This is a genomic window from Azospirillum sp. BE72, from assembly GCF_031455875.1.
Lineage (GTDB): Bacteria > Pseudomonadota > Alphaproteobacteria > Azospirillales > Azospirillaceae > Azospirillum.
In genome coordinates this window covers 981,352-1,001,709 of the sequence record NZ_JAVDTO010000001.1, presented here as the reverse complement: position 1 = coordinate 1,001,709, position 20,358 = coordinate 981,352, and the positions used below count along the sequence as shown (strand labels likewise).

Annotated in this window: 16 protein-coding genes; 3 read left to right on the top strand and 13 right to left on the bottom strand. The window is 68.6% G+C overall.

From position 1 onward, the window contains the following. Positions 1-132 precede the first annotated feature (132 nt). From J2Y49_RS04870 to J2Y49_RS04855, 4 genes are all read right to left on the bottom strand, one after another. Positions 133-1,350, bottom strand: a complete 1,218-nt coding sequence (locus J2Y49_RS04870) for an ATP-binding protein (RefSeq protein ID WP_310112846.1) — start codon at positions 1,348-1,350, stop codon at positions 133-135. 107 nt (positions 1,351-1,457) lie between these two features. After that, a complete protein-coding gene (locus tag J2Y49_RS04865; protein WP_310112844.1) occupies positions 1,458-1,907 on the bottom strand; it encodes a DNA polymerase III subunit chi in 450 nt (149 codons plus the stop codon). 46 nt (positions 1,908-1,953) lie between these two features. Beyond that, positions 1,954-3,462 carry a leucyl aminopeptidase gene (locus tag J2Y49_RS04860; RefSeq protein WP_310112842.1) on the bottom strand — a complete coding sequence of 503 codons (1,509 nt, stop codon included), beginning with the start codon at positions 3,460-3,462 and terminating at the stop codon, positions 1,954-1,956. A gap of 316 nt (positions 3,463-3,778) precedes the next feature. Then, the gene (locus J2Y49_RS04855) at positions 3,779-5,176 is read right to left on the bottom strand and encodes an RsmB/NOP family class I SAM-dependent RNA methyltransferase (protein WP_310112840.1); all 1,398 of its coding nucleotides are present in this window, start codon (positions 5,174-5,176) and stop codon (positions 3,779-3,781) included. A gap of 363 nt (positions 5,177-5,539) precedes the next feature. Here J2Y49_RS04855 and J2Y49_RS04850 point away from each other — a divergent pair, with 363 nt between their 5' ends. The 3 genes from J2Y49_RS04850 to J2Y49_RS04840 all read left to right on the top strand — a co-directional run bounded on the left by J2Y49_RS04850 (position 5,540) and on the right by J2Y49_RS04840 (position 8,099). After that, positions 5,540-6,706 carry an MltA domain-containing protein gene (locus J2Y49_RS04850; RefSeq protein WP_310112838.1) on the top strand — a complete coding sequence of 389 codons (1,167 nt, stop codon included), beginning with the start codon at positions 5,540-5,542 and terminating at the stop codon, positions 6,704-6,706. 14 nt (positions 6,707-6,720) lie between these two features. Further along, positions 6,721-7,263 carry a GNAT family N-acetyltransferase gene (locus J2Y49_RS04845; protein ID WP_310112836.1) on the top strand — a complete coding sequence of 181 codons (543 nt, stop codon included), beginning with the start codon at positions 6,721-6,723 and terminating at the stop codon, positions 7,261-7,263. 71 nt (positions 7,264-7,334) lie between these two features. Next, a complete protein-coding gene (locus tag J2Y49_RS04840; protein WP_310112835.1) occupies positions 7,335-8,099 on the top strand; it encodes an RNA methyltransferase in 765 nt (254 codons plus the stop codon). 75 nt (positions 8,100-8,174) lie between these two features. Here J2Y49_RS04840 and J2Y49_RS04835 read toward each other — a convergent pair whose 3' ends face one another. The 9 genes from J2Y49_RS04835 to J2Y49_RS04795 form a co-directional block, all read right to left on the bottom strand. Then, positions 8,175-10,724, bottom strand: coding sequence for an HWE histidine kinase domain-containing protein (locus tag J2Y49_RS04835; protein WP_310112834.1), 2,550 nt, complete (start codon positions 10,722-10,724; stop codon positions 8,175-8,177). Positions 10,725-11,109: 385 nt separating this feature from the next. Next, a complete protein-coding gene (recN, locus tag J2Y49_RS04830) occupies positions 11,110-12,801 on the bottom strand; it encodes a DNA repair protein RecN (RefSeq protein WP_310112832.1) in 1,692 nt (563 codons plus the stop codon). Between the two features lie 8 nt (positions 12,802-12,809). After that, a complete protein-coding gene (locus tag J2Y49_RS04825) occupies positions 12,810-13,625 on the bottom strand; it encodes an outer membrane protein assembly factor BamD (protein WP_310112830.1) in 816 nt (271 codons plus the stop codon). A 153-nt stretch (positions 13,626-13,778) separates the two neighbouring features. Then, positions 13,779-14,504: a protein phosphatase CheZ gene (locus J2Y49_RS04820; RefSeq protein ID WP_310112828.1), complete on the bottom strand. Its 726-nt coding sequence runs from the start codon at positions 14,502-14,504 to the stop codon at positions 13,779-13,781. 210 nt (positions 14,505-14,714) lie between these two features. After that, the gene (locus J2Y49_RS04815; RefSeq protein WP_310112826.1) at positions 14,715-15,884 is read right to left on the bottom strand and encodes a protein phosphatase CheZ; all 1,170 of its coding nucleotides are present in this window, start codon (positions 15,882-15,884) and stop codon (positions 14,715-14,717) included. 130 nt (positions 15,885-16,014) lie between these two features. Next, the gene (locus J2Y49_RS04810) at positions 16,015-16,380 is read right to left on the bottom strand and encodes a chemotaxis response regulator CheY (protein ID WP_012974572.1); all 366 of its coding nucleotides are present in this window, start codon (positions 16,378-16,380) and stop codon (positions 16,015-16,017) included. 266 nt (positions 16,381-16,646) lie between these two features. After that, positions 16,647-18,698 (bottom strand): M24 family metallopeptidase, encoded by a 2,052-nt coding sequence (locus tag J2Y49_RS04805; RefSeq protein ID WP_310112821.1) that lies wholly within the window; start codon positions 18,696-18,698, stop codon positions 16,647-16,649. 193 nt (positions 18,699-18,891) lie between these two features. Then, entirely contained in the window at positions 18,892-19,365 is a 474-nt protein-coding gene (locus tag J2Y49_RS04800; RefSeq protein ID WP_310112819.1) for a TerB family tellurite resistance protein, read from the bottom strand. 80 nt (positions 19,366-19,445) lie between these two features. Then, the gene (locus J2Y49_RS04795) at positions 19,446-20,336 is read right to left on the bottom strand and encodes a 50S ribosomal protein L11 methyltransferase (RefSeq protein ID WP_310112817.1); all 891 of its coding nucleotides are present in this window, start codon (positions 20,334-20,336) and stop codon (positions 19,446-19,448) included. Positions 20,337-20,358 lie beyond the last annotated feature (22 nt).

Below are 20,358 nucleotides of genomic sequence, written 5' to 3'. Positions count from 1 at the left end.
CGGCAGTCTCCTCCCCCGCCCAGCTCTCGCACAAAGCTCCGCTTTGTGCTGACGCGGCAGGCGGACCGAAGGTCCGCTGAGAGCGGGGGAGGATTAAGGTGGGGGTCTAACGTCGCAAGGCTCCTACACCCCTCATCCCCCCAGCAAGCGCTCCTTCGGCAGCAGGATCGTCACCGCCGTCCCCCGGCCCGGTGCGCTGTCCACCTCAACGCCGCCGCCATGCAGTTCGGCGAAGCGGCGGACGATGGGCAGGCCCAGCCCCACCCCCTCATGCTGGCGGACAAGCGAGCGTTCGGCCTGGGTGAAGGGGTTGAAGAGGCGGCCCATCAACTCGGCCGGGATGCCGGGGCCGTCGTCGCGCACGGTCACGCCGACGAAATTGTCGCGGTCCTCCACCGACAACGCGACATGGCCGCCGGGCTGGGTGAACTTCACCGCATTGTCCAGCAGGTTCAGCACCATCTCGCGCAGCCGGCGGCGGTCGATGCGCATGCGGAAGGCCGGACAGGGATGGACCGTCACCGCCAGCTGCTTGACCGCCGCCTTCGGCGCCAGCAGGTCGGCGCAGCCGGTCAGCAGTTGCGGGACGTCGACGTCGCTCTCCTGGATTTCGATCGAGCCGGTCGAGCCGCGCGTGTAGTCCAGGATGTTGTTGACCATGGTCAGCAGCGACCGGCCGCTGTCCTCGATCAGCTTCACATATTCCAGATAGTCGGGGTGGCCCAGCTTGCCCATCCCCTCCCCCGCCAGCACGTCGGCGAAGCCGATGATGGAGTTCAGCGGCGTGCGCAGTTCGTGGCTCACCACCGCCAGGAAATCCAGCTTGGCGCGGTCGGCCTTGCGCGCCGCCTCCAGCGCGTCCGACAGTTCGGCCGTGCGTTCCGACACCCGCCGCTCGAGCTCGCGGTTCTGCTCCGCGGCGCGGCGGTAGAGCTTGCGGATCTCCACCATGTTGCGGACGCGGTGCAGCAGTTCCCAGGCGATGAAGGGCTTGGTCAGGAAGTCGTTGGCGCCAAGTTCCAGCGACTTGCGCCGGGTTTCCTGGTCGGTCTGGGCGGTCAGCACCAGCACCGGCACGTAATCGCCGCCGAAGACCGGCTTCAGCCGCTCCATCAGTTCGAAGCCGCTCATGTGCGGCATGCGGATGTCGATCAGCAGCAGGTCGAACGGCTCGGCCGCGCAGAGGTCCGGCACCTTGCGCGGATCGGTCTCGCCGAGAACGCGGGTGTAGCCGTCATGGCTCAGGATTTCGCGCAGCAGGTCGACGTTGGACTGGTTGTCGTCCACGATCAGGATGCTGGCGTCCCTGACCTGCTGGGCGAGCGCCGGGTCGAACTGGCTCCTGTTCATTGGGGAGCTTGCACCTTTGACCATCCACACGGGCAATCAGAGTTGCCTCCAAACGGATCAAATGCAATCGAAATGATCAGGAAAGGCGGCTTGCGTGACCGCCGCGGTCATGCCCGCTTGTCCCAGCCGCCGCGCTCGTTCTGCTGCCAATAAGTCAGGCCATGGCCGGCGGCCTTGCAGGCCTTCCAGCGCTGGCGGGCGGCCATCACCGCCTCGTCGTCGTTGCCGTCGAACAGGTCGCAGACGAGGTCGTAGCTCTCCATCCGGTCGCTGACGCAGCCGTCCACCGTGACCAGCACGGTGGCGCCGTTGGGGTTCTCGTCGGCATCGGTCAGCCACACCGGCTGCTTGTCGGCGAAGCCGTCGCGCGCCGCCCCATGCGGCAGGAAGGAGCCGGGATCGTAGGTCCACAGATGCTGGTTCAGCATGTCCACCCGCTCCGGCGAACCGGCGAGCACGACGGCGCGCCAGTTCCGCTCAAGAACTTTCTCCAGGATCTTGGGCAGCGCCTGCTCCATCGTGCGCCGTTGCAGGTGGTAGAAGCGGACTTCGGTCATGGCTCCTTCACGCACACATCAAGCCTCTGCCATCAACCGTCTGCCATCAAGCCTCGTGGAAGTCCGCCACGAAGCGGTCGAGCAGGCGCACGCCGAAGGCGGAAGCGCCCTTCGGCACGGTCGCGCCGTCCTTCTTCGCCCAGGCGACACCGGCTATGTCGATGTGCGCCCACGGCACGTCGTTGACGAAGCGCTTCAGGAACTGCGCGCCGACGATGCTGCCGGCGCCGCCGCCCGACCCGGTGTTCTTCATGTCGGCGGCCGGCGATTCGATTTCCTTGTCATAGGCGTCGCCCAGCGGCATGCGCCACACCGGCTGGCCCACCTTCAGGCCGGCGGCCGTCAGGTTCATGGCGAGGTCGTCGTCGTTGGCGAACAGGCCGGCATGCTCGTGACCCAGCGCGACGATGACGGCGCCGGTCAGGGTGGCGAGGTCGATCATCAGCTTGGGCTTGTAGACGTCCTGCGCGTACCACAGGCAGTCGGCCAGCACCAGGCGGCCTTCGGCGTCGGTGTTGATGACCTCGATGGTCTGGCCCGACAGCGAGGTGACGATGTCGCCCGGACGCTGCGCCGTGCCGGACGGCATGTTCTCCACCAGACCGACGATGCCGATGGCGTTGACCTTCGCCTTGCGGGCGGCGAGCGCGTACATGGTGCCGATCACGGTGGCGGAGCCGCCCATGTCCCACTTCATGTCTTCCATGCCGGCAGCACCCTTGATCGAGATGCCGCCGCTGTCGAAGGTCACGCCCTTGCCGATGAAGGCGACCGGGCGCTTGTCGTCGGCATCCGGATTGCCGTTCCAGCGCATGACGACCACGCGCGGCTCGAAGGCGCTGCCCTGGGCGACGCCGAGCAGGGCGCCCATGCCGATCTTGCGCAGCTTCTTCTGGTCGAGGATCTCGACCTCGACGCCGAACTGCTCCAGTTCTTTCGTCTTCTCGGCGAGGCTTTCCGGATAGATGACGTTGGCCGGCTCCGACACCAGATCGCGGGTGAAGCGGATGGCGTCGGCCAGCGTGTCCAGCTTCTTGAAGGCGGCCTTGGCGGCGCCGTCTTCCTCGACCAGCAGCGTCAGCTTGCGCAGGTTGGGCTTCGGCTCCTTCTTGTCGGCCTTCCGGTCGTTGGTCCGGTACTTGTCGAACTTGTAAGAGCGCAGCTGCGCACCGAAGGCGATCTCGGCCGCCGCGGCGGCGGGCGACTGCGTCGCGCCTTCCGGCAGTTCGACCAGCAGCGCCGCCTCTTCGGTTGCCTTGTCCAGGGCGACGGCGATGGCGCCGCCGGCGGACTGCAGGACCAGATCGGTCAGGTCGGCGCCCTTGCCGATGCCGACCAGCAGGATGCGGTCCAACTCGGTCCCGGCCGGGGCGAGGAGCGTCAGCGTCTCGTCCTTCTTGCCGTTGAAGCGGGCGGCGGCCATGGCGCGGGCCAGCGCCCCGCCGGTCTTCTGATCGAGCTCGCGCCCGATCGGGCCGAGGCTGCGGTCGGCGGCGACGGTCACGGCGAGCACGCCGGACGCAGGCAGGGACGGCTTGGCGAAGGAGAACTTCATCTGGTCCTCTTGGGAGGTGGGGCGGATATGCCCGGACGAATTCAGTGGCGGAAAGCCTACCCCACCGATAAGGAGCGCGCCACCCCGGCTGTCAAGTGCGGGGGGAGTTGGCGCTTTGCGGAGCGAGACCCCCACCTAACCTCCCCCGCTCTCAGCGGACCTACGGTCCGCCTGCCGCGTCAGCACAAAGCATAGCTTTGTGCGAGAGCTGGGCGGGGGAGGGACTGCCGCCACCCTCCCGAACAAGCACCAATCCCTCCCCCGCCCAGCGGGGGAGGGTTAGGGTGGGGGCATCGGTAGCCGACGCCCCCCTCACTCACGCATCGATCGCCTTGCCCAGCTCGACCGGATCGACCTCGCCCTGCTCCACGCCGACGTCGGACACGTTTTCCTCCGACACCGTTTCCTCCGCGCGGCGTTCCAGCACGGCGGCGAAGAAACCGTCGGTATCGTGCTTGGCCGGCGTCAGGCGCAGGTACGGACCCTCGACCGGCGGGGCGCCGGCCTCCTCCTCCGCCCACACCTCGGCGACGGGCTTCACGATGAAGTCGTGGTGGGTCTGCAGGAAGGCCTCGACCTGGGCTTCGTTCTCGTCATGCAGCATGGAGCAGGTGGCATAGATCAGCCGCCCGCCCGGCTTCACCAGACGCGCGGCGCTGTCCAGGATGTTGGCCTGAAGCGGCAGCAGCTGTTCCAGCCCCGGGCCGAGCTGGCGCCAGCGGGCATCCGGATTGCGGCGCCAGGTGCCGGTGCCGGAGCAGGGAGCGTCCACCAGCACGCGGTCGAACTTGCGCTTGTGGCGCTTCACCCAGGGATCGCGCTCGCTGGTCAGCGGGTGCGCCTCGATGTTGTGCAGGCCGGCGCGGCGGAACCGCTCGGCGGCGCGCTTCAGGCGCTTGTCCAGCACGTCGCAGGCCACGACGCGGCCCTTGTTCTTCATCAGCGCGGCGATGGCCAGCGTCTTGCCGCCGGCCCCGGCGCAGAAATCGACCACCTGATGGCCGGGCTTCGGCGCGACGGCCAGCGCGACCAGCTGCGAGCCCTCGTCCTGGATTTCGACCAGACCGTCCTTGAAGGCATCGACGCTGCCCAGCGGCGGCCGGCCCTTCACCCGCAGGCCGAGCGGCGACCAGCGCGTGGTCTCCGCCGTGATCTGCGCCTTGGCCAGCGCCTTGATCGCGCTCTGCTGGTTCGCCTTCAGCGGGTTGATGCGCAGATCGAGCGGCGCCGCCTCCAGCAGCTTCTCCATCTCCACCCCAAACCGGTCGCCGAGCGAGGCGCGCATCGCCGCTTCCGCCCATTCCGGACACTCCACCCGCACCGTCTCCGGCATGTCGGGGTGGTCCATCGTGTGGCTTTCCAGCTTGCCGACCATCGCCAGCTCGTCGTCGGTCAGGCGGGCGGGGGCGAATTTGCCGCCGCTGAACATCTCCAGCACCACGCCGGCGTTGCGGTTCTCTTCCAGCAGCAGATAGGCCAGCACGCGGGCGCGTGGGGTGGGGCGCTCGTAGCCGGCCCACTCGATCCACCAGCCGAGCCGCGCGTGGCGCCGCAGGATCGCGTAGGCCATCTGGGCGACGGCGGTGCGGTCCTTCGACCCGATGTAACGGCGGTTGCGGAAATAGGCGCTCATCACCGCGTCGGCGGGGCGAGGGGTCTCGTCGATCTCGGTCAGCAGATCGATGACCGCCTGGAGGCGGGCGGCGGGTGTCATGGCGTCTGGTCCCTTGGGGTGTCTCATGGCGGCGAACAGGACCGGGGCCGGCATGTTCCGGTTCGATGATCCGGATTTCGGGCGGTCCTTCGCGTATGGGCTGTCGATACCGCGTTTGGTGCGCGCTGTCACGCTTCGCCGCCGCGCGGCTGCCCAGACGGCGACTCGGAGGCGGTCCGATTCCCCTCCCCGTGACAACCGGCCGCGACCTATCCGAAAGTGCAGGTTGGATATTGACGACTCGGGGTAACCACCGGCACAAACGAACGGGTAATGTGACCTTGCCGTGACCGGACCGGCCCTGTGGCCGGCGGGCGGCGGGGTCTTCGACGGACATGACGGATTTTTACGGCGGAGTGCGCGATGGCGGCTGCGATTGGGGTTGCGTGTGCGCGTGTCTTGAAGCAGGCCGGGCGGGCTTCGCTGGTCGCGGGCCTTCTGGCGACGCTGGCGGCCTGCGCCGGAACCACCCCGACGATCGAAGGGCAGCGCCCGACGGCACAGCGCCCGACGCTCGATCAGGTGGCCCCCGATTTCCGCCATCTCCCCGGCTGGATCGACGACGACCATGCCCAGGCGGTTCCCGCCGTGCAGCGCACCTGCGGCTGGGTGAGGAACCAGCCCCCCGGCAAGCCGCTGGGGCAGTTGCGCGCCGCCGGCACCACCGACGACTGGCGCGCCATCTGCGCCGCCGCCCGCGACCTGGCCCCCGGCGACAGCGAGGCGGCCCGCCGCTTCTTCGAGGCCTTCTTCGCCCCGCGCGACGTCAGCAACGGCGAGGACGGCCTGTTCACCGGCTATTACGAGATCGAGCTTCGCGGCAGCTGGACGCGCACCGAGCGCTACAACGTCCCGCTCTACCGCATGCCGCCGCGCGGCAAGCGCGGACTGCCCACCCGTGCCCGGATCGAAGCCGGCGCGCTGAAGGGCAAGGGGCTGGAGTTGATGTGGGTGGATGACCCGGTCGACGCCTTCTTCCTGGAAATCCAGGGCTCCGGCCGGGCGATCATGGCTGACGGGTCGGTGGTCGGCATCCATTACGGCGGCCAGAACGGTCACAGCTATTACCCGATCGGCCGCCATATCATCGACCGCGGCGACGCCACGCCGGAGCAGATGTCCTTGCAGACGATCCGCCGTTGGCTGAAGGACCATCCGGCCGAGGCCCAGCGGGTGATGAACCTCAACCCCTCCTACGTCTTCTTCAAGGTGAAGCCCGAGGTCGGCGCCCGCGGCGCCCGCAACATGGAGCTGACGCCCGGCCGCAGCCTTGCCGTGGATGCCGAGCATATCCCGCTGGGCGTGCCGCTGTGGCTGGAGGTGCGCGACGCCCCTGTGCCGGGCGGCGCCATCAAGCGGCTGGTGATGGCGCAGGACACCGGCGGCGCCATCAAGGGTCCGGTGCGCGGCGACCTGTTCTGGGGCCACGGGGCCCAGGCGGAGGAAGGGGCCGGCGTGATGAAGGCGCGCGGCCGCTACACCATGCTGGCGCCGCGCAACCTGTCGGTCGAGACCGCCCAGCGGAAGTGAGGACGGCGGAAGCGATGACGGTGGGTGGCGACATCCGGCTGGAACGGCTGACCGCCCTGCCCGACCGGGATGGGGCGCTGGCGGCGCTGGAGGAGATCTTCTTCGCCTCCACCACCCGGACGGAATTCGCGTCGGATGCCAAGCGCGCCGCCTTCCTCGACACCTGGACCGGTTGGTACGTGGATGATGCGCCTCGGGACATCTGGATGGCGGTGACGGCGGACGGGTTGGTGGTGGGCTACCTCACCGGCTGCAAGGACAGCGCAGGCACGCCGGAACTCGCCCGGCGCATCCCGAAATACGAGGTCTTCGCCGACCATTTCGCCGCCTACCCCGCCCATTTCCATGTCAATGTCCGGCCGGGCTGGCGGGGGCACGGGCTGGGCCGACGGCTGGTCGACCGCTTCGCCGAAGATTGCCGGGCCGACGGCCTGCCCGGCGTGCATCTGGTCACCGCCGTCTTCGCCCGCAATGTCGAGTTCTACCAGCGCGCCGGCTTCACCGACGCCTGCCAGCGCGGGCCGCTGCTGTTCTTGGGCCGGCGCCTCGACACCTGACTTCGGCCCCTGACTTTGAAGGCATGGCTGTGCTAGGCAGAAGGCAACTCCCTGCCGGAAAGCCCGTTGCCATGACCCGCCCGCCCCTGCTGATCGAAAGCCCGCAGAACCCGCAGTTCAAGCTGTGGGAATCGGCGCTGGAAAGCCGCGGGCTGAAGAAGAACGGCAAGTTCCTGCTGGCCGGGCTGAAGACGGTGCCGGAGGCGTTGCGCCAGCACCCCCAGCGGTTCGAGCGCATCCTGTTCACCGACCCGGCACAGATATCGTCCTGGCGCCTGCCGGCGGGGGTGGAGCCGGTGCAATTGGCACCATCCCTGTTCCGGACGTTGGACGTGTCGGGCACCGGTTTTCCGCTGCTGGTCGGCGCGGTGCCGAAGATGCAGGCCATCGACCTGTCGCAGCCGCCGCAGGGCTTGGAGCTTCTGTGCGCGCTGGGCGATCCCAGCAATCTGGGTGCCCTGCTGCGCAGCGCAGCATCCTTCGGCGTGTCGCGGATCGTGCTGCTGGAGGGGGCGGCCCATCCCTTCCACCCCAAATGCCTGCGCGCTGCATCGAACGCGCAGTTCGCGCTGACCCTGCTGCGCGGCCCGCGCTGGAGCGCGGTGAACGAGGCGGCGGGGCCGCTCTATGCGCTGGATGGCGGGGGAGAGGATTTGACCCGCTTCGACTGGCCGGCGGACATGCGGCTGATCCTGGGCGAGGAAGGCCAGGGCGTGCCGGCGGACTGCCCGGCAACCCGGCTGTCGGTGCCGACGACGGGCGCGGTGGAGTCGCTGAACGCCACCGTGGCGGTCAGCGTGGCGCTGTTTGCGCGGTATGCGGCTGGTAAGGGGTAGGCTTCGGATGCCCCCACCTATCCTCCCCCGCCCGGCAGGGGAGGATAGGTGGGGGTCTAACGCCGCAAGCCCCCCCTACCCCATCACCGAAGCCAGCACCTGCACCACCTGATCCGACCCGTAGGGCTTCTTCAACACCGGCACGTCTGCAAACCGCTCCGGCACAGCCGCAGCCTCGCCATAGCCGGTCGCGAACACGAACGGGATGCCCAATTCCCGCAGCCGGTCGGCCACCGCCACCGAGGTCTCGTTGCCGAGGTTGACGTCCAGCACCCCGACCACCGGCGGATCGTCGGACAGCAGGCGCAGGGCGTGGCGGACACCGGCGGCGGTGTTGACTCGGCTGGCGCCGAAGCTCAGCAGCACGTCCTCCGTCGCCATGGCGATGATCATGTTGTCCTCCAGCAGCAGCACCGGGCCGTCGATGGAGAAGTCCGCCGCCGACACCGGCATGCTGGTCCGGCCGCCGCCGGGCAGGCTGTCGGCGACGGTCACATACTGGGCCGGGATCATGAAGTGCGCCCGCAGGCCCGACAGCGCATAGGTCACCTCGGCCACGCCCTGCAGGTCGTGGGGGACGGAGCGCTCGATCACCGTGGTGCCAAAACCGGTGCGGGTCGGCGCGCGTACCGGCGGGCCGCCATTCTCCTGCCAGTCGATCAGCAGCCGCCCGCCCTCGTCAATCGACCAATCGGCCTCGACCCAGCCGCCGCCGTCGCTGAGCGCGCCGTATTTGGCCGAGTTGGTGGTCAGCTCATGCACCACCAGCGCGAAGACGGAAAAGGCCTGGGGCGCCAGCAGAACGTCGGGACCGGTCAGCCGCACCCGCTCGCTCTTGGTCGACAAATAGGCACCGATCTCCGCGGCGATCAGCGAGCGCAGCGCGGCCGGCCCCCAATTGTCTGCGGTGATCTGGTCATGGGCGCGGGCCAGCGCCTCGATGCGGCCCGCGACGATGGCGGCGAACTGCTGCACCGTTTCCGCCCCGCTCTCGCTCTGGCGCACCAGCGCGCGGACAAGGCTGAGGATGTTGCGGACCCGGTGGTTCAATTCGGCGATCAGCAACTCCTGCCGCTCGGTCGCCTCCTTGCGCGTGCGGCCGGCGACGTCGGCCAGCCGCAGAACCACCTCCAGCAGAGTCACCCGCAGCGATTCGGCACTGCGCTGATCAAGATCGCTCCAGGGCTGCGACCGGCCGCGCACGGTCTCCTTCCAGGCCTCGAAGCTCTTGCGTGGGGTCAGGCGCGGGCCGTTGGGGCCATACTGCGCCGGCTTGGACGGGTCGCCGCCCCAGGTGATGGTGCGGACCAGTTCCTTGCGGAAGAAGACCAGATAGTCGCGCGGCGTGCGCGACACCGGGATGGCGAGCAGGCCGCAGGCGCGTTCGGTGAAGTCGCGGGCCGGCGGATGGACCGTCCCCAGCTGGTCGGTGAAATAGACCTTGCTGGGCGGGGTCCGGTGCAGGAAGCGCATGACGCCCTGCGTCTCCTCCCGCGTCGGCGTCTCGCCTTCCATCTGCAGCTGGCCGTCGATGCAGCAGGCGAAGCCGTCGCACTGAATCAGCGTGCGCAGTTCGGTGGCGAAGGTGACGAGGCTGTCCAGCGGCGATTCGCTGTCGGCCAGCATCGACATGATGCGGACATGGGCGCGGCGCACCTGCGCCTCGCGCTGGTCCTCTTGCTCACGCTCCCGGCCTTCAAGCAGAAGCGAGACCATCTGTCCGAACAGCTCGGCGGTGGTGCGCCGTTCGAAGGACAGCGAGCGGGCCTGCCGGTGGTGGCAGGCGAACAGTCCCCACAGCTTGCCGTGCCGCAGGATCGACACCGACAGCGAGGCGCCGACCCCCATGTTGCGCAGATATTCGACATGGATCAGCGAGACGCTGCGCAGCAGGCTGAGCGACAGGTCCAGCGGCTGGCCGGTGGGGTCGAGCGCCGGGATCACCGGCACCGGCGGCGCGTTCACGTCGGCGATGCAGCGCAGCCAGCTGCGCTCGTACAGGCGCCGGGCCTGCTGCGGGATGTCCGAGGCCGGATAGCGCTGGCCGAGGAAGCTGCCGATGCCGTGCACCGCCGATTCCGCGATCACCTCGCCAGCGCCGTCGGCGTCGAAGCGATAGACCATCACCCGGTCGAAGCCGGTCAGCGCCCGCATCTGGCGCGCCGCCTCCCGGCAGAAGGCGTCGAAGCCGCGGGTGTTCTGGACCCGGCCGATCATCGAGCGCAGCAGCGACCCGGAATCCTGCGGTCCCTCGCCCTCGCTGGGTTCCGCCTCGATCACGATGGTGGAGCCGGCGAGATGGACGGCGACGTCGCAGACCGGGGCGGTTTCCGAAAGCTGGATACCGAAGGCGCGTTCGACGCTGCCGTTGATGTGGGCGACCTGCAGCCTCCCGCGGATGGTGTGCAGCGCATCCGCGTTGATCACGCGCGACAGTGGCGTGCCGAGCAGATCCTCGGGCTCCACCCCCAGCCAGCGGGCGGTGTTGGCCGAAGCGTGCACGACGATCCAATCGGCCGTGACGGCGATCAGGAAACCGGTCGGCTGGATCAGACCCAGCTGGTGGATGGGTTCCCGGTCGCAATCGGTGAGGTCGACAGACCCCGAAGGAACAGGGCTGCTCATCGAGCGAAGACTTCGGACAAACGCGACCTCGAGCGGAAGCTAGACCAGTGGCGTTTGTCACGCCCTGCCAAGGGATGTGGACAACAATTTAGGCAGGACAATGGAGCGCCGCAACGCTCCAAAATGGCTATTCCTATGTTCTTATTAAGGCGCGTTAACTTAACATAGGATAATTTTTGAAGAGCTCTGCGTCTGTTTCTGCCCAGTGAATAGTCATTTTTTCGAGGAACGATTCAGATATCTCGTCACGCTCGCACAACTCCGGATCGTGAGCCGCGCAACGGTTCGCCGGCATGACGGGGAGGATGCGCAAGCAAGCGAGCCGGGAGTCCAGGCCTGACGGCGGACTCCCGGCTTGCGGAAGCTTCGGCTGGAAAAATGAGGATCAGCCGCGGCCGGCGATCAGACTGTCGGCCGCCGCACGGGCTTCGGCGGTGACGGTGGCGCCGGACAGCATGCGGGCGATCTCCTCGCGCCGCTCGTCGCCGTCCAGTTCGGCGACGCCGGTGGTGACCTGCTCGCCCTTCTGCGACTTCTGCACCTTCAGGTGGACGGCGCCGCGCGCCGCGACCTGCGGGCTGTGGGTGACGACCAGCACCTGCAGGCCATGGCCCAGCGTTTCCAGCCGCTCGCCCACCGCCGCGGCGACGGCGCCGCCGATACCGGTGTCCACCTCGTCGAATACCAGCGTGCCGACGGTGGAGGTCTGGGCCAGCACCACCTTCAGCGCCAGCATGAAGCGCGCCAGTTCGCCGCCTGAAGCGATCTTGTTCAGCGCACCCGGCGGGGAGCCGGGGTTGGTCGCGACCTGGAAGGCGACGCGGTCGATGCCGGACGCGTTCCATTCCGCCTCGTCGAGCGGCTCGACCAGCGTACGGAACTTGGCCTTTTCCATCTTCAGCGGCGCCAGTTCGGAGGCGACCGCGATATCCAGTCGGCCGGCGGCCTCGCGGCGGGCGGCGCCCAGCGCCTCGGCAGCCTTGTGGAAGGTGGCGCGGGCCTGCTCGGCCTCCTTCGCCAGCTTGGCCAGCAGATCGCCCTGATCCTCGATCAGCAGCAGGCGGCCGGCCATCTCCTCGCGCAAAGCGGCCAGCGCGTCCACATCGACGCCATGCTTGCGGGCGGCGGCGCGCAGCGCGAACAGCCGCTCCTCCAGCTTTTCCAGCGCCCGCGGATCCATGTCGACGCCGCTGGAGACAGCCTGCAGGGCGGCGATGGCCTCCCCCGCCTCGGTCGCGGCGCGGTCCAGTGCGGCGATCACCGGGTCCAGCGTGCCGCCGGCCCGGTCGGCGATGCGGCTCAGCGTGCGGATGGCGGAGGACAGCGCGCGTTCGACACCGCGGTCGCCCGACAGCTCCGCATAGGCGGCGTTCATGCCGTCGACCAGCTTTTCCCGGTGCATCAGCACCGCGCGGGTCTCCGACAACTCCTCCTCCTCGCCGGGCTTGGGGGCGAGCGCGTCCAACTCGGCCACGGCGTGACGGAGATATTCCTCCTCCGATCGGGCGCGGGCGATGTCGGCGGCGGCGGAATGGCGCGCATCCTCGACCTGCCTCCAGGCGCGGTGCGCTGCAGAGACCTGCGCCGCCTGCGCCGACAAGCCGGCATAGGCGTCCAGCACGCCGCGGTGGGTCTGCGGGTTCAGCAGGCCATGGGTGTCGAATTGCCCATGGACCTCGACCAGTTCGGCGCCGAGCGATTTCAGCAGGCCGACGCCGACCGGCTGGTCGTTGACCCAGGCGCGGCTGCGGCCGTCGGTGTTGACGGTGCGGCGGATCACCAGCGAGCCGTAACCGGAGGCAGAGTCACCGGAATCGGCGTCCAGCCCCTGTTCCTTCAGGATGGCGAAGGCCGGGTGGTCGCCCGACAGCTCGAATTCCGCGGTGACGGAGGCCTGATCGGCGCCATGGCGGACCAGACCGGAATCGGCCCGGGCGCCGAGGGCAAGCCCCAGCGCGTCGAGCAGGATCGACTTGCCGGCGCCGGTCTCGCCGGTCAGGGCGCACAAGCCCTTGCGGAAGGACAGGCTCAGCCGCTCGATCAGGACAACGTCCCGGATCGTCAGCGACACGAGCATGGAACGTCCTAGAACAGGGAGTTCCAGGCTTTGCTGATCCACGACTTCTCGTTTCGCTCGGGACGCAGATTGGCGTCCACCAGCAGTGCGTAGCTGTCCGTGTACCATTCGCTGCCGGGGAAGTTGTGGCCAAGCACGGCCGCGGCGGCCTTCGCCTCGTCGGTCACGCCCAGCGCCAGATAGCACTCCACCAGCCGGTGCAGCGCCTCCGCCACATGGGACGTGGTCTGGTAATTTTCAACGACGACGCGGAAGCGGTTGATCGCGGCGGTGTACTGATGCTGACGCAGATAGAAGCGACCGACCTCCATTTCCTTGCCGGCAAGGTGGTCGTTGGTCAGGTCGATCTTCAGCTTCGCGTCGCGGGCGTATTTGCTGTCCGGGAAACGGCGCACCACCTCCGACAGGGCGTCGAGCGCCTGCCGGGTCATCCGCTGGTCGCGGCGCACGTCGGTGATCTGCTCGTAATAGCACAGCGCCCGCATGTAATAGGCGTAGTCGACATCCGGGCTGCCCGGATGAAGCTGGATGAAGCGGTCGAGCGCCAGGATGGCGTCGTCGTACTTCAGATCCTGATAGTGGGCGTAGGCGGCAAGAAGCTGCGCCTTGCTGGCCGAATCCGAATAGGGATGCTGCCGCTCCACCTCGTCGTAGAGCCTTGCGGCCTTCTTGAAGGCCTCCTCGCGCATCGCCGCGTCGGCTTCCGACAGAAGCTGGTCGGCCGGACGTTCGACATACGCGTCCTCCTTGGTGGAGGAGCAGGCGGTCAGGGCGGCGGACAGGAGGATGGCCGTCAGCGGCAGGCGGTACGGGCGAGGAAGCATCGTCGTCTTGGGCGCTTTCGAAGTTGCCCCTGTATAGCACGCCGGGGTGAGGGCGCCGCAAGCGGTAACGCGGGGGTGGGTCGGGCAATCGGGTTTGAGGGCCGAAATATAGAGAATCCCCTCTCCCCTCATGGGAGAAGGGCTTTGATTTTCTTACCCGAACAGCGCGTCGATGTCGGCCTGGCTGATGTTGCCGCTGTCGGGGGTGGCTTCGGCCGGGCCGTGCAGGTCCAGATCCTCGTCCTTCTTGGTGACGGACGGCGGCAGCGGCATCGCCTCGAACTCCCGCTTGTTCCACAGGCCCATCATGGCGTCGACGCGCTCCTCGATGAAGGACATGGCGCGGACGACCTTGGTGATGCGCTGGCCGGTCAGATCCTGGAAATTGCAGGCCTCGTAGATGCGGACGATCACGTCGACCATGTCGTTGACGCGGTCGTTGTGATAGCCCTCCGGCAGGGACGACTTCAACTCCGACACCACCTCTTCCAGTTCTTCGGCGCAGGCCATGATGGTGTTGGTAGCGGCCTCCGTCGCGGCGACGACGGCGCTCAGTTCCTGGCTGGCCTGCTGGAACTTGTCGTCGCCGGCCAGCGGGTGGCGGATGGCCGCCATTTCCACCTTGGTCGCCTTGATCTTGCCGGAGATGTCGGCGATCTCGACCTGGATCTGGTCGATCTGCGCCGCGTCCATGGTCAGGAAGCGGTCCAGCTTGGCGCCCAGGTCACCGATGGCGCGCAGCACCTCGGTGTTGTCGGCCTGGACCACCTGGGCCGGCACCGGGAGCGCCGCTGCGGCGGCACCGTCTTCGATCAGCGCCTGGAACGGGTGCCCGGATTTGCGGGCTTTCTGAAGCTCGGCCATGAAGGGCTTGGTCATCTGCTTCATCCTCGGTCCCGCCTCTCGGAAACGGCCGCCTATGGCCTGGGTGGTGAATATGTGGGGTGGTGGAATGTCTGGTTGCGTACCGGGTCTGCGTTCTGGAGCCGTCGACCGCGCCGCATGGGGCCATCGGCCTGCCGGACGGATCAATCGGGGGAAACCTACGGGGGAGAGACCGGCCGGACGGGCCGGCGCGGCTTCCCCGTCCTATCCGAAGAGAGCGTCGATGGCCGCCTGATCGAGCGGCGCCGGTGGCTCCGCCGCCGCGGGCGGCGGGGGCGGTGCGGCGGGCTTGGGAGCGGCCTTGGCCTTCGGCGCCGCGCCGGGCGGCTTCGGCACCGGCTTCTTCGCCGGAGCGGGCGCCGGAGCCGGGCTGTCGAACATGTTGTCGATGTCGGCCTGACTCGCCTTTACCGGTGCCGCGGCGGGCGCCGGCGCGTCGAACATGCTGTCGATGTCCGCCTGGCTCGCCTTTACCGGTGCCGCGGCGGGTGCCGGCGCGTCGAACATGCTGTCGATGTCGGCCTGGCTCGCCTTTACCGGTGCCGCGGCAGGCGCCGGGGCGCCGAACATGCTGTCGATGTCGGCTTGGCTCGCCTTCGCCGGGGCCGGCGGCGGGGGCGGGGGCGGAGGTGGAGCGGGTGCGGGCACCGGCGCGGCAACCGGGCTGTCGAACATGCTGTCGACATCGGCCTGGCTGACGCCGTGTCCGTCCAACTGCGGACCGTTCAGCAGATGCGCGTCCGGCCGGCTGTCGGTCTGCTCTTCCTTGACGACGATGCCGGCCAGCCCATCCTCGCCCCAGATGCTGATCATGGCCATGACGCGCTGCTCGATGTAGCGGAGCGCGTTGACCACCTTGCTGGTGCGCTGGCCGGTCAGATCTTGGAAGGAACAGGCGGTGAAGATGTCGTTCACCTGCGTGTCGATCTCGCCGCACATCGTCGGATCGGCCCCGCTCGCGCGCAGCTTGCCCGCCAGATCCATCAGCCGTTCGGCCGCATTCAGGATTTCGAAGGACGCGCGTTCGGTCGAGATGACGATGGCATCGAGTTCGTTGGTGGCGGAGAGGATCTTGTCGCCCGACCCGTCGGGGGGCCGCAGTGCCGCAACCTCCCGCCGCGCCTGTTCGATCGACGCCGCCATTTCCATCAGCTCGCGGCGCAGGACGCCGACATGCTTGCCGGCCTCCACCGCTTCGTTCTGCCGGTTCCAGGAGTCGCGGAACTCCTGGAGCATCGCGCGCACTTCCTCCGTCGCGGCCCCGAGGGACCGCCGGTGGAGCCGCCGCAGGAACGCCCTTCCCTTCGCCGATCGGGCGATGGCGTCCTCGATCTGCTCGAACTCCTCATCGGACAGCTGCGGAAGCTGCTCCAAACCGGTCCACTCCCCAAACTGGATTCGCCAGCCGCCCCAAGGACCGGGCGCCGGGCGGCATGTGCCGCCGTCCACCCGGACCGGTCACGATAAGCTTCGATCGCCCCTTGCGGGATTTGCCCTTGCGGGATCAGCCGCCGATGACGGCCTGGATCTTCTGCTTCAGCGTGTCGGCGTTGAAAGGCTTGACGATGTAGTTGTTCACGCCGGCCTGCTTGGCGGCGATCACGTTCTCGGTCTTGCTTTCGGCGGTGACCATGATGAAGGGCGTCGCCGCCAGCTTCGCGTCGGCGCGGATTTCCTTCAGCAGTTGGAGGCCGGTCATCGGCTCCATATTCCAGTCGGAAATGATGAGGCCGAACTTGCTCTCACGCAGCTTCGCCAGCGCCGACACACCGTCGCCGGCCTCGTCGATGTCGGTGTAGCCGATCTGGGTCAACAGGTTCCGCACGATGCGCCGCATGGTGGCGTAATCATCGACGACGAGGATCTTCATCTAGACGTCTCCGCAATAATCCGTTGCCGGTGTCTGTCCGGCCGTTACGCCCACCCGGCGCGGGGGCTGCGCCGTAATCCGGGAAGTGATGCCGACTGTAGTGCCCTAACTGCCGCCAAAAGTCATCCCCTTGGGACACACTGCATCAGCCTGGTAAAGAACGTGTTACCACGCGGGACATCATCTTGCCGAATCAGGGTCGTCCCCACGGTCGATCACGTCCGGAGCGGACGGCCGCACCCGATTCGATGCGGCATCACCCCCGATCACAACGGCGCCGTCGCCCCGGCGAGCCAGCGGCGGGCCGCCTCGTCCAGCAGGGGGGACAGCGACTCGCGCACCCGCGCATGATAGGCGTCGACCCAGGCGGCCTCCGCATCGGACAGCAGCGCGCGCTCGATTGCCGAGCGGTCGATCGGCACCAGGGTCAGCGGCTCGAACTGCAGAATCGGGCGCTCCGCGCCGGCAAGCGCGTCCTGCGGCTCCACCGGCTGGACGACGATCAGGTTCTCGATGCGGATGCCGTAGGCACCGGTCTTGTAATAGCCGGGCTCGTTGGACAGGATCATGCCCGGCTGCAGGGCCACCGTGTTGCCGACCTTGGAGATACGCTGCGGTCCCTCATGCACCGACAGGAAACTGCCGACGCCGTGGCCGGTGCCGTGGTCGTAATCCAGCCCCGCCTGCCACAGCGGCAGCCGAGCCAGCGCGTCCAGCTGCGAACCGGTGGTGCCGCGCGGAAAGCGCGCGGTGGACAGCGCGATGTGGCCCTTCAGCACGCGGGTGAAGCGGTCGCGCATCTCCACCGCCAGGGCCGGGTCAAGCTCGCCGACCGCCAGCGTGCGGGTGACGTCGGTGGTGCCGTCCAGATACTGCGCACCGCTGTCCAGCAGGAACAGGCTGCCCGGCTCCAGCCGGCGGTCGGTCTCGGGTGTCACGCGGTAATGGACGATGGCGCCGTTCGGACCGGCCCCGGCGATGGTGTCGAAGCTGACGCCGCGGAACCGCTCATTCTCACGCCGGAAGGCCAGCAGCCGCTCCACCACCGCCAGCTCGGTCAGTCCGCCCTTCGGCGCCTCCTCCGAGAACCAGTGCAGGAAACGGACGATGGCGGCGCCGTCGCGGGTGTGGGCGGCACGGGTGCCGGCCAGTTCCGCCGGGTTCTTGCAGGCCTTTGGCAAGGCGCAGGGATCGCCGTCGCGCTCCACCTTCGCACCGGCCAGATGAAGCCGGTCGACGATCCAGGCCGAGGTGCAGGTCGGGTCGGCCAGCACGCGGGCGGAGCCGCGGGCGACGGCGTCCAGCGCCGGCCCGAATTCCTCAACCGGCCGCACCCGCACCTGATTGCCCAGATGGGCGCGGGTCTGCGGCGCCAGCTTGCGCGGGTCGAGGAACAGGTCCACCGACGCATCGGCGGACAGAATGGCGAAGGACAGCGGCAGCGGCGTGCAGGGCACGTCGGCACCGCGGATGTTCAGCAGCCAGGCGATGCTGTCCGGCTGGGTCAGCACCGCGGCGGCGATGCCCGACTGCCCCAGCTCGTCGGCCAGACGGGCGCGCTTGTCGGCGGAGCTTTCGCCGGCGAATGCCTCGTCCTGCGGCACCACGGGGGTGATAGGGGCCGGCGGCTGGCCCTGCCACACCGAATCGAGCGGATTGTCCTCGCAAGGGATCAGCAGGATGCCGGCGCGTTCCAGAGCGGCGCGGGTCTTCTCCACCCAGCCGATGGTGTGCAGCCAGGGATCGAAGCCGAAGCGCCCGCCCTCGGGCAATGCCGCAACGATCCAGTCGGTCAGCGGATCCTCGACGAGATGCTTGTACTCGTACAAGTCGGACGGCACCTCGCTGCGGACCTGCAGGGTGTAGCGGCCGTCGACGAAGATCGCGGCGCGGTCGGATGTCACCACCGCATTGCCGGCGGACCCGGTGAAGCCGGTGAGCCAGCCCAGCCGCTGGGCGCGCGGCGGCACATACTCGCCCTGATGCTCGTCGCCGCGCGGAACGATGAAGCCGTCGAGATCCCGGCGCGTCAGCGCGGCGCGCAGGTCGGTCAGCCGCTGCGCCGGGCCCGGCCGGGCCGCCGGCGCTTCCGCCGCCAGGACCGCCTTCAGCGCCTGGAGCTGTTCGGCCAATGCCGGCGGCAGGGTCTCGCCCACCAGTACCAGCCACGCCGCCGGGTTCTCTCCCTCCGGCGCCGCCAGCACGCCGGCCAGCAGCGCGCGGACATCCGCGGGGGAGCGGCCGATCCCGGCCTCGGTCAACAGGGTCGCAAGGGCGTCGTCGCCACGATAAGCGCCGGAGGGAGTCGCGCTGGACACGGAACGTGTTCCTCGGAAGGGTGAAGCCTGTGGTCCCAGGCTAGGCACCCGGCCGGCCGGGCGCAAGCGGCGGGGCGGCGGCTATGCCGGTTGGGGTGGGGGTTTTGGGATGTGGAGCGTTAGACCCCCTCCTAACCTCCCCCGCTGGGCGGGGGAGGTTAGGAGGGGGGGGCAATCTCGCAAGAATCCGTCCCTAAACCGGCAACCCCGCGTCGTCCGGCAGCCCCAGCCGCTCCAGCACCCGCTTGCGGGCCTCGCCGCGCTCGATGTCGGATACGTGCAGAAGGCCGCCGATGCGGCGCAGCAGGCTGGCTTCCAGGTCGTTCAGCACGCCGTCGGCGTAGGCGACCTCCCACAGCATCTCGATGATCCAGACACGGCGGCCGGGCGGGCAGCGGTTCATGATGATGCTGACATAGTGGTGGTAGGGCGACACGTCCTCGGTGTCGAAGACCGCGGCGGACAGCAGGTCCTGCGCCTCTTCCTCGTTCAGGTGGAAGTGGCGCTGCGCGACGGAGATGATGCGGTCGCGCTCCGCCTGGGTGATGGTGTCGTCAGTGCGCGCGGCCTCGACCATCAGGGCGGCGGCGGCGGCCTGCAGGGCGTCCTCGCCCGGCTCGGCGCCGTCGTCGTCGCCTGCGAACAAGGACCGGATGCGGTTCAGCATGGTGTCTCCCCAGGTGAGTGTCGGGACATCGTCCCTAGGGGAAGTCGCAACCCGGTCCTCTGGTTTCAACGGCCCCTGGCTTAACGCTTCACCACAAGAGTGGTCCATTCCCCGACCGGGATGCGCGCGACCAGTCGCAGGCCCTGGTTGCGGTGGGCCTGGATGACGTGGCGCTCCTGCCGGTTCAGCAGGCCGGCCAGCACCGCATAGCCACCCTTCTTCAGGTGACGGCGCAGCTGCGGCGCCATGCGCGACAGCGGACGGGCCAGGATGTTGGCGGTGATCAGGGTGTATGGCTTGTGCCGGCCGACGATGCGGGTGTGGTAGCCGTCGCCGCCCTGGGCGCGGATCATGCGCTTCTGCCCGTTCAGCGCCGCGTTGATGCGGGTGACGCGGACGGCCTCCGCATCGATATCGACGGCGGTCACCGGCACGCGCCAGCGCTTGGCCACCGCCAGCGCCAGGATGCCGGAGCCGCAGCCCATGTCGAGCGCGCCGCGACGGCCGCCGCGCGGCAGCTTCAGGTGGCGCGACAGCCGGTCGAGCGCCTGCAGGCAGCCGTTGGTCGAACCGTGCTCGCCCGTGCCGAAGGCGGTGGCGGCATCCACCAGAAGCGGGATGCTGCCGGCCGGCACAATGCCCTCATGGTGGGAGCCGTGGACGAAGAAGCGGCCGGCGCGAATCGGCGGGAAGCCCTGATAGCTGTGCGACACCCAGTCGATGGGCGGCAGGTTCTCGATCGCCAGCCGCGGCTCCTCGATCCCCAGCGCCTTGGCCAGCACGGCGACGCGCGATTGCAGCCGCGCCTCGTCCGGGGCGCCGTACAGCGTCGCCTCGACCAGCCAGTTGCCGCCCTCCTCCAGTTCGAAGGTCGACACCGCATCGGCATGGTCCCCCACCGCCTCGGCGAAAACGGGCGCATGGGCTTCGGGGACGACCAGCGCGATGCGCCAGAGCGGGGTTTGCGACATGACAGGGGCTTTCCGACGACGA

Coding starts and splice junctions, on each gene's coding strand:
- J2Y49_RS04870 (WP_310112846.1), bottom strand. CDS start 1,350: ATGAACAGGAGCCAGTTCGACCCGGCGCTCGCCCAGCAGGTCAGGGAC.
- J2Y49_RS04865 (WP_310112844.1), bottom strand. CDS start 1,907: ATGACCGAAGTCCGCTTCTACCACCTGCAACGGCGCACGATGGAGCAG.
- J2Y49_RS04860 (WP_310112842.1), bottom strand. CDS start 3,462: ATGAAGTTCTCCTTCGCCAAGCCGTCCCTGCCTGCGTCCGGCGTGCTC.
- J2Y49_RS04855 (WP_310112840.1), bottom strand. CDS start 5,176: ATGACACCCGCCGCCCGCCTCCAGGCGGTCATCGATCTGCTGACCGAG.
- J2Y49_RS04850 (WP_310112838.1), top strand. CDS start 5,540: ATGGCGGCTGCGATTGGGGTTGCGTGTGCGCGTGTCTTGAAGCAGGCC.
- J2Y49_RS04845 (WP_310112836.1), top strand. CDS start 6,721: ATGACGGTGGGTGGCGACATCCGGCTGGAACGGCTGACCGCCCTGCCC.
- J2Y49_RS04840 (WP_310112835.1), top strand. CDS start 7,335: ATGACCCGCCCGCCCCTGCTGATCGAAAGCCCGCAGAACCCGCAGTTC.
- J2Y49_RS04835 (WP_310112834.1), bottom strand. CDS start 10,724: ATGAGCAGCCCTGTTCCTTCGGGGTCTGTCGACCTCACCGATTGCGAC.
- recN (WP_310112832.1), bottom strand. CDS start 12,801: ATGCTCGTGTCGCTGACGATCCGGGACGTTGTCCTGATCGAGCGGCTG.
- J2Y49_RS04825 (WP_310112830.1), bottom strand. CDS start 13,625: ATGCTTCCTCGCCCGTACCGCCTGCCGCTGACGGCCATCCTCCTGTCC.
- J2Y49_RS04820 (WP_310112828.1), bottom strand. CDS start 14,504: ATGACCAAGCCCTTCATGGCCGAGCTTCAGAAAGCCCGCAAATCCGGG.
- J2Y49_RS04810 (WP_012974572.1), bottom strand. CDS start 16,380: ATGAAGATCCTCGTCGTCGATGATTACGCCACCATGCGGCGCATCGTG.
- J2Y49_RS04800 (WP_310112819.1), bottom strand. CDS start 19,365: ATGCTGAACCGCATCCGGTCCTTGTTCGCAGGCGACGACGACGGCGCC.
- J2Y49_RS04795 (WP_310112817.1), bottom strand. CDS start 20,336: ATGTCGCAAACCCCGCTCTGGCGCATCGCGCTGGTCGTCCCCGAAGCC.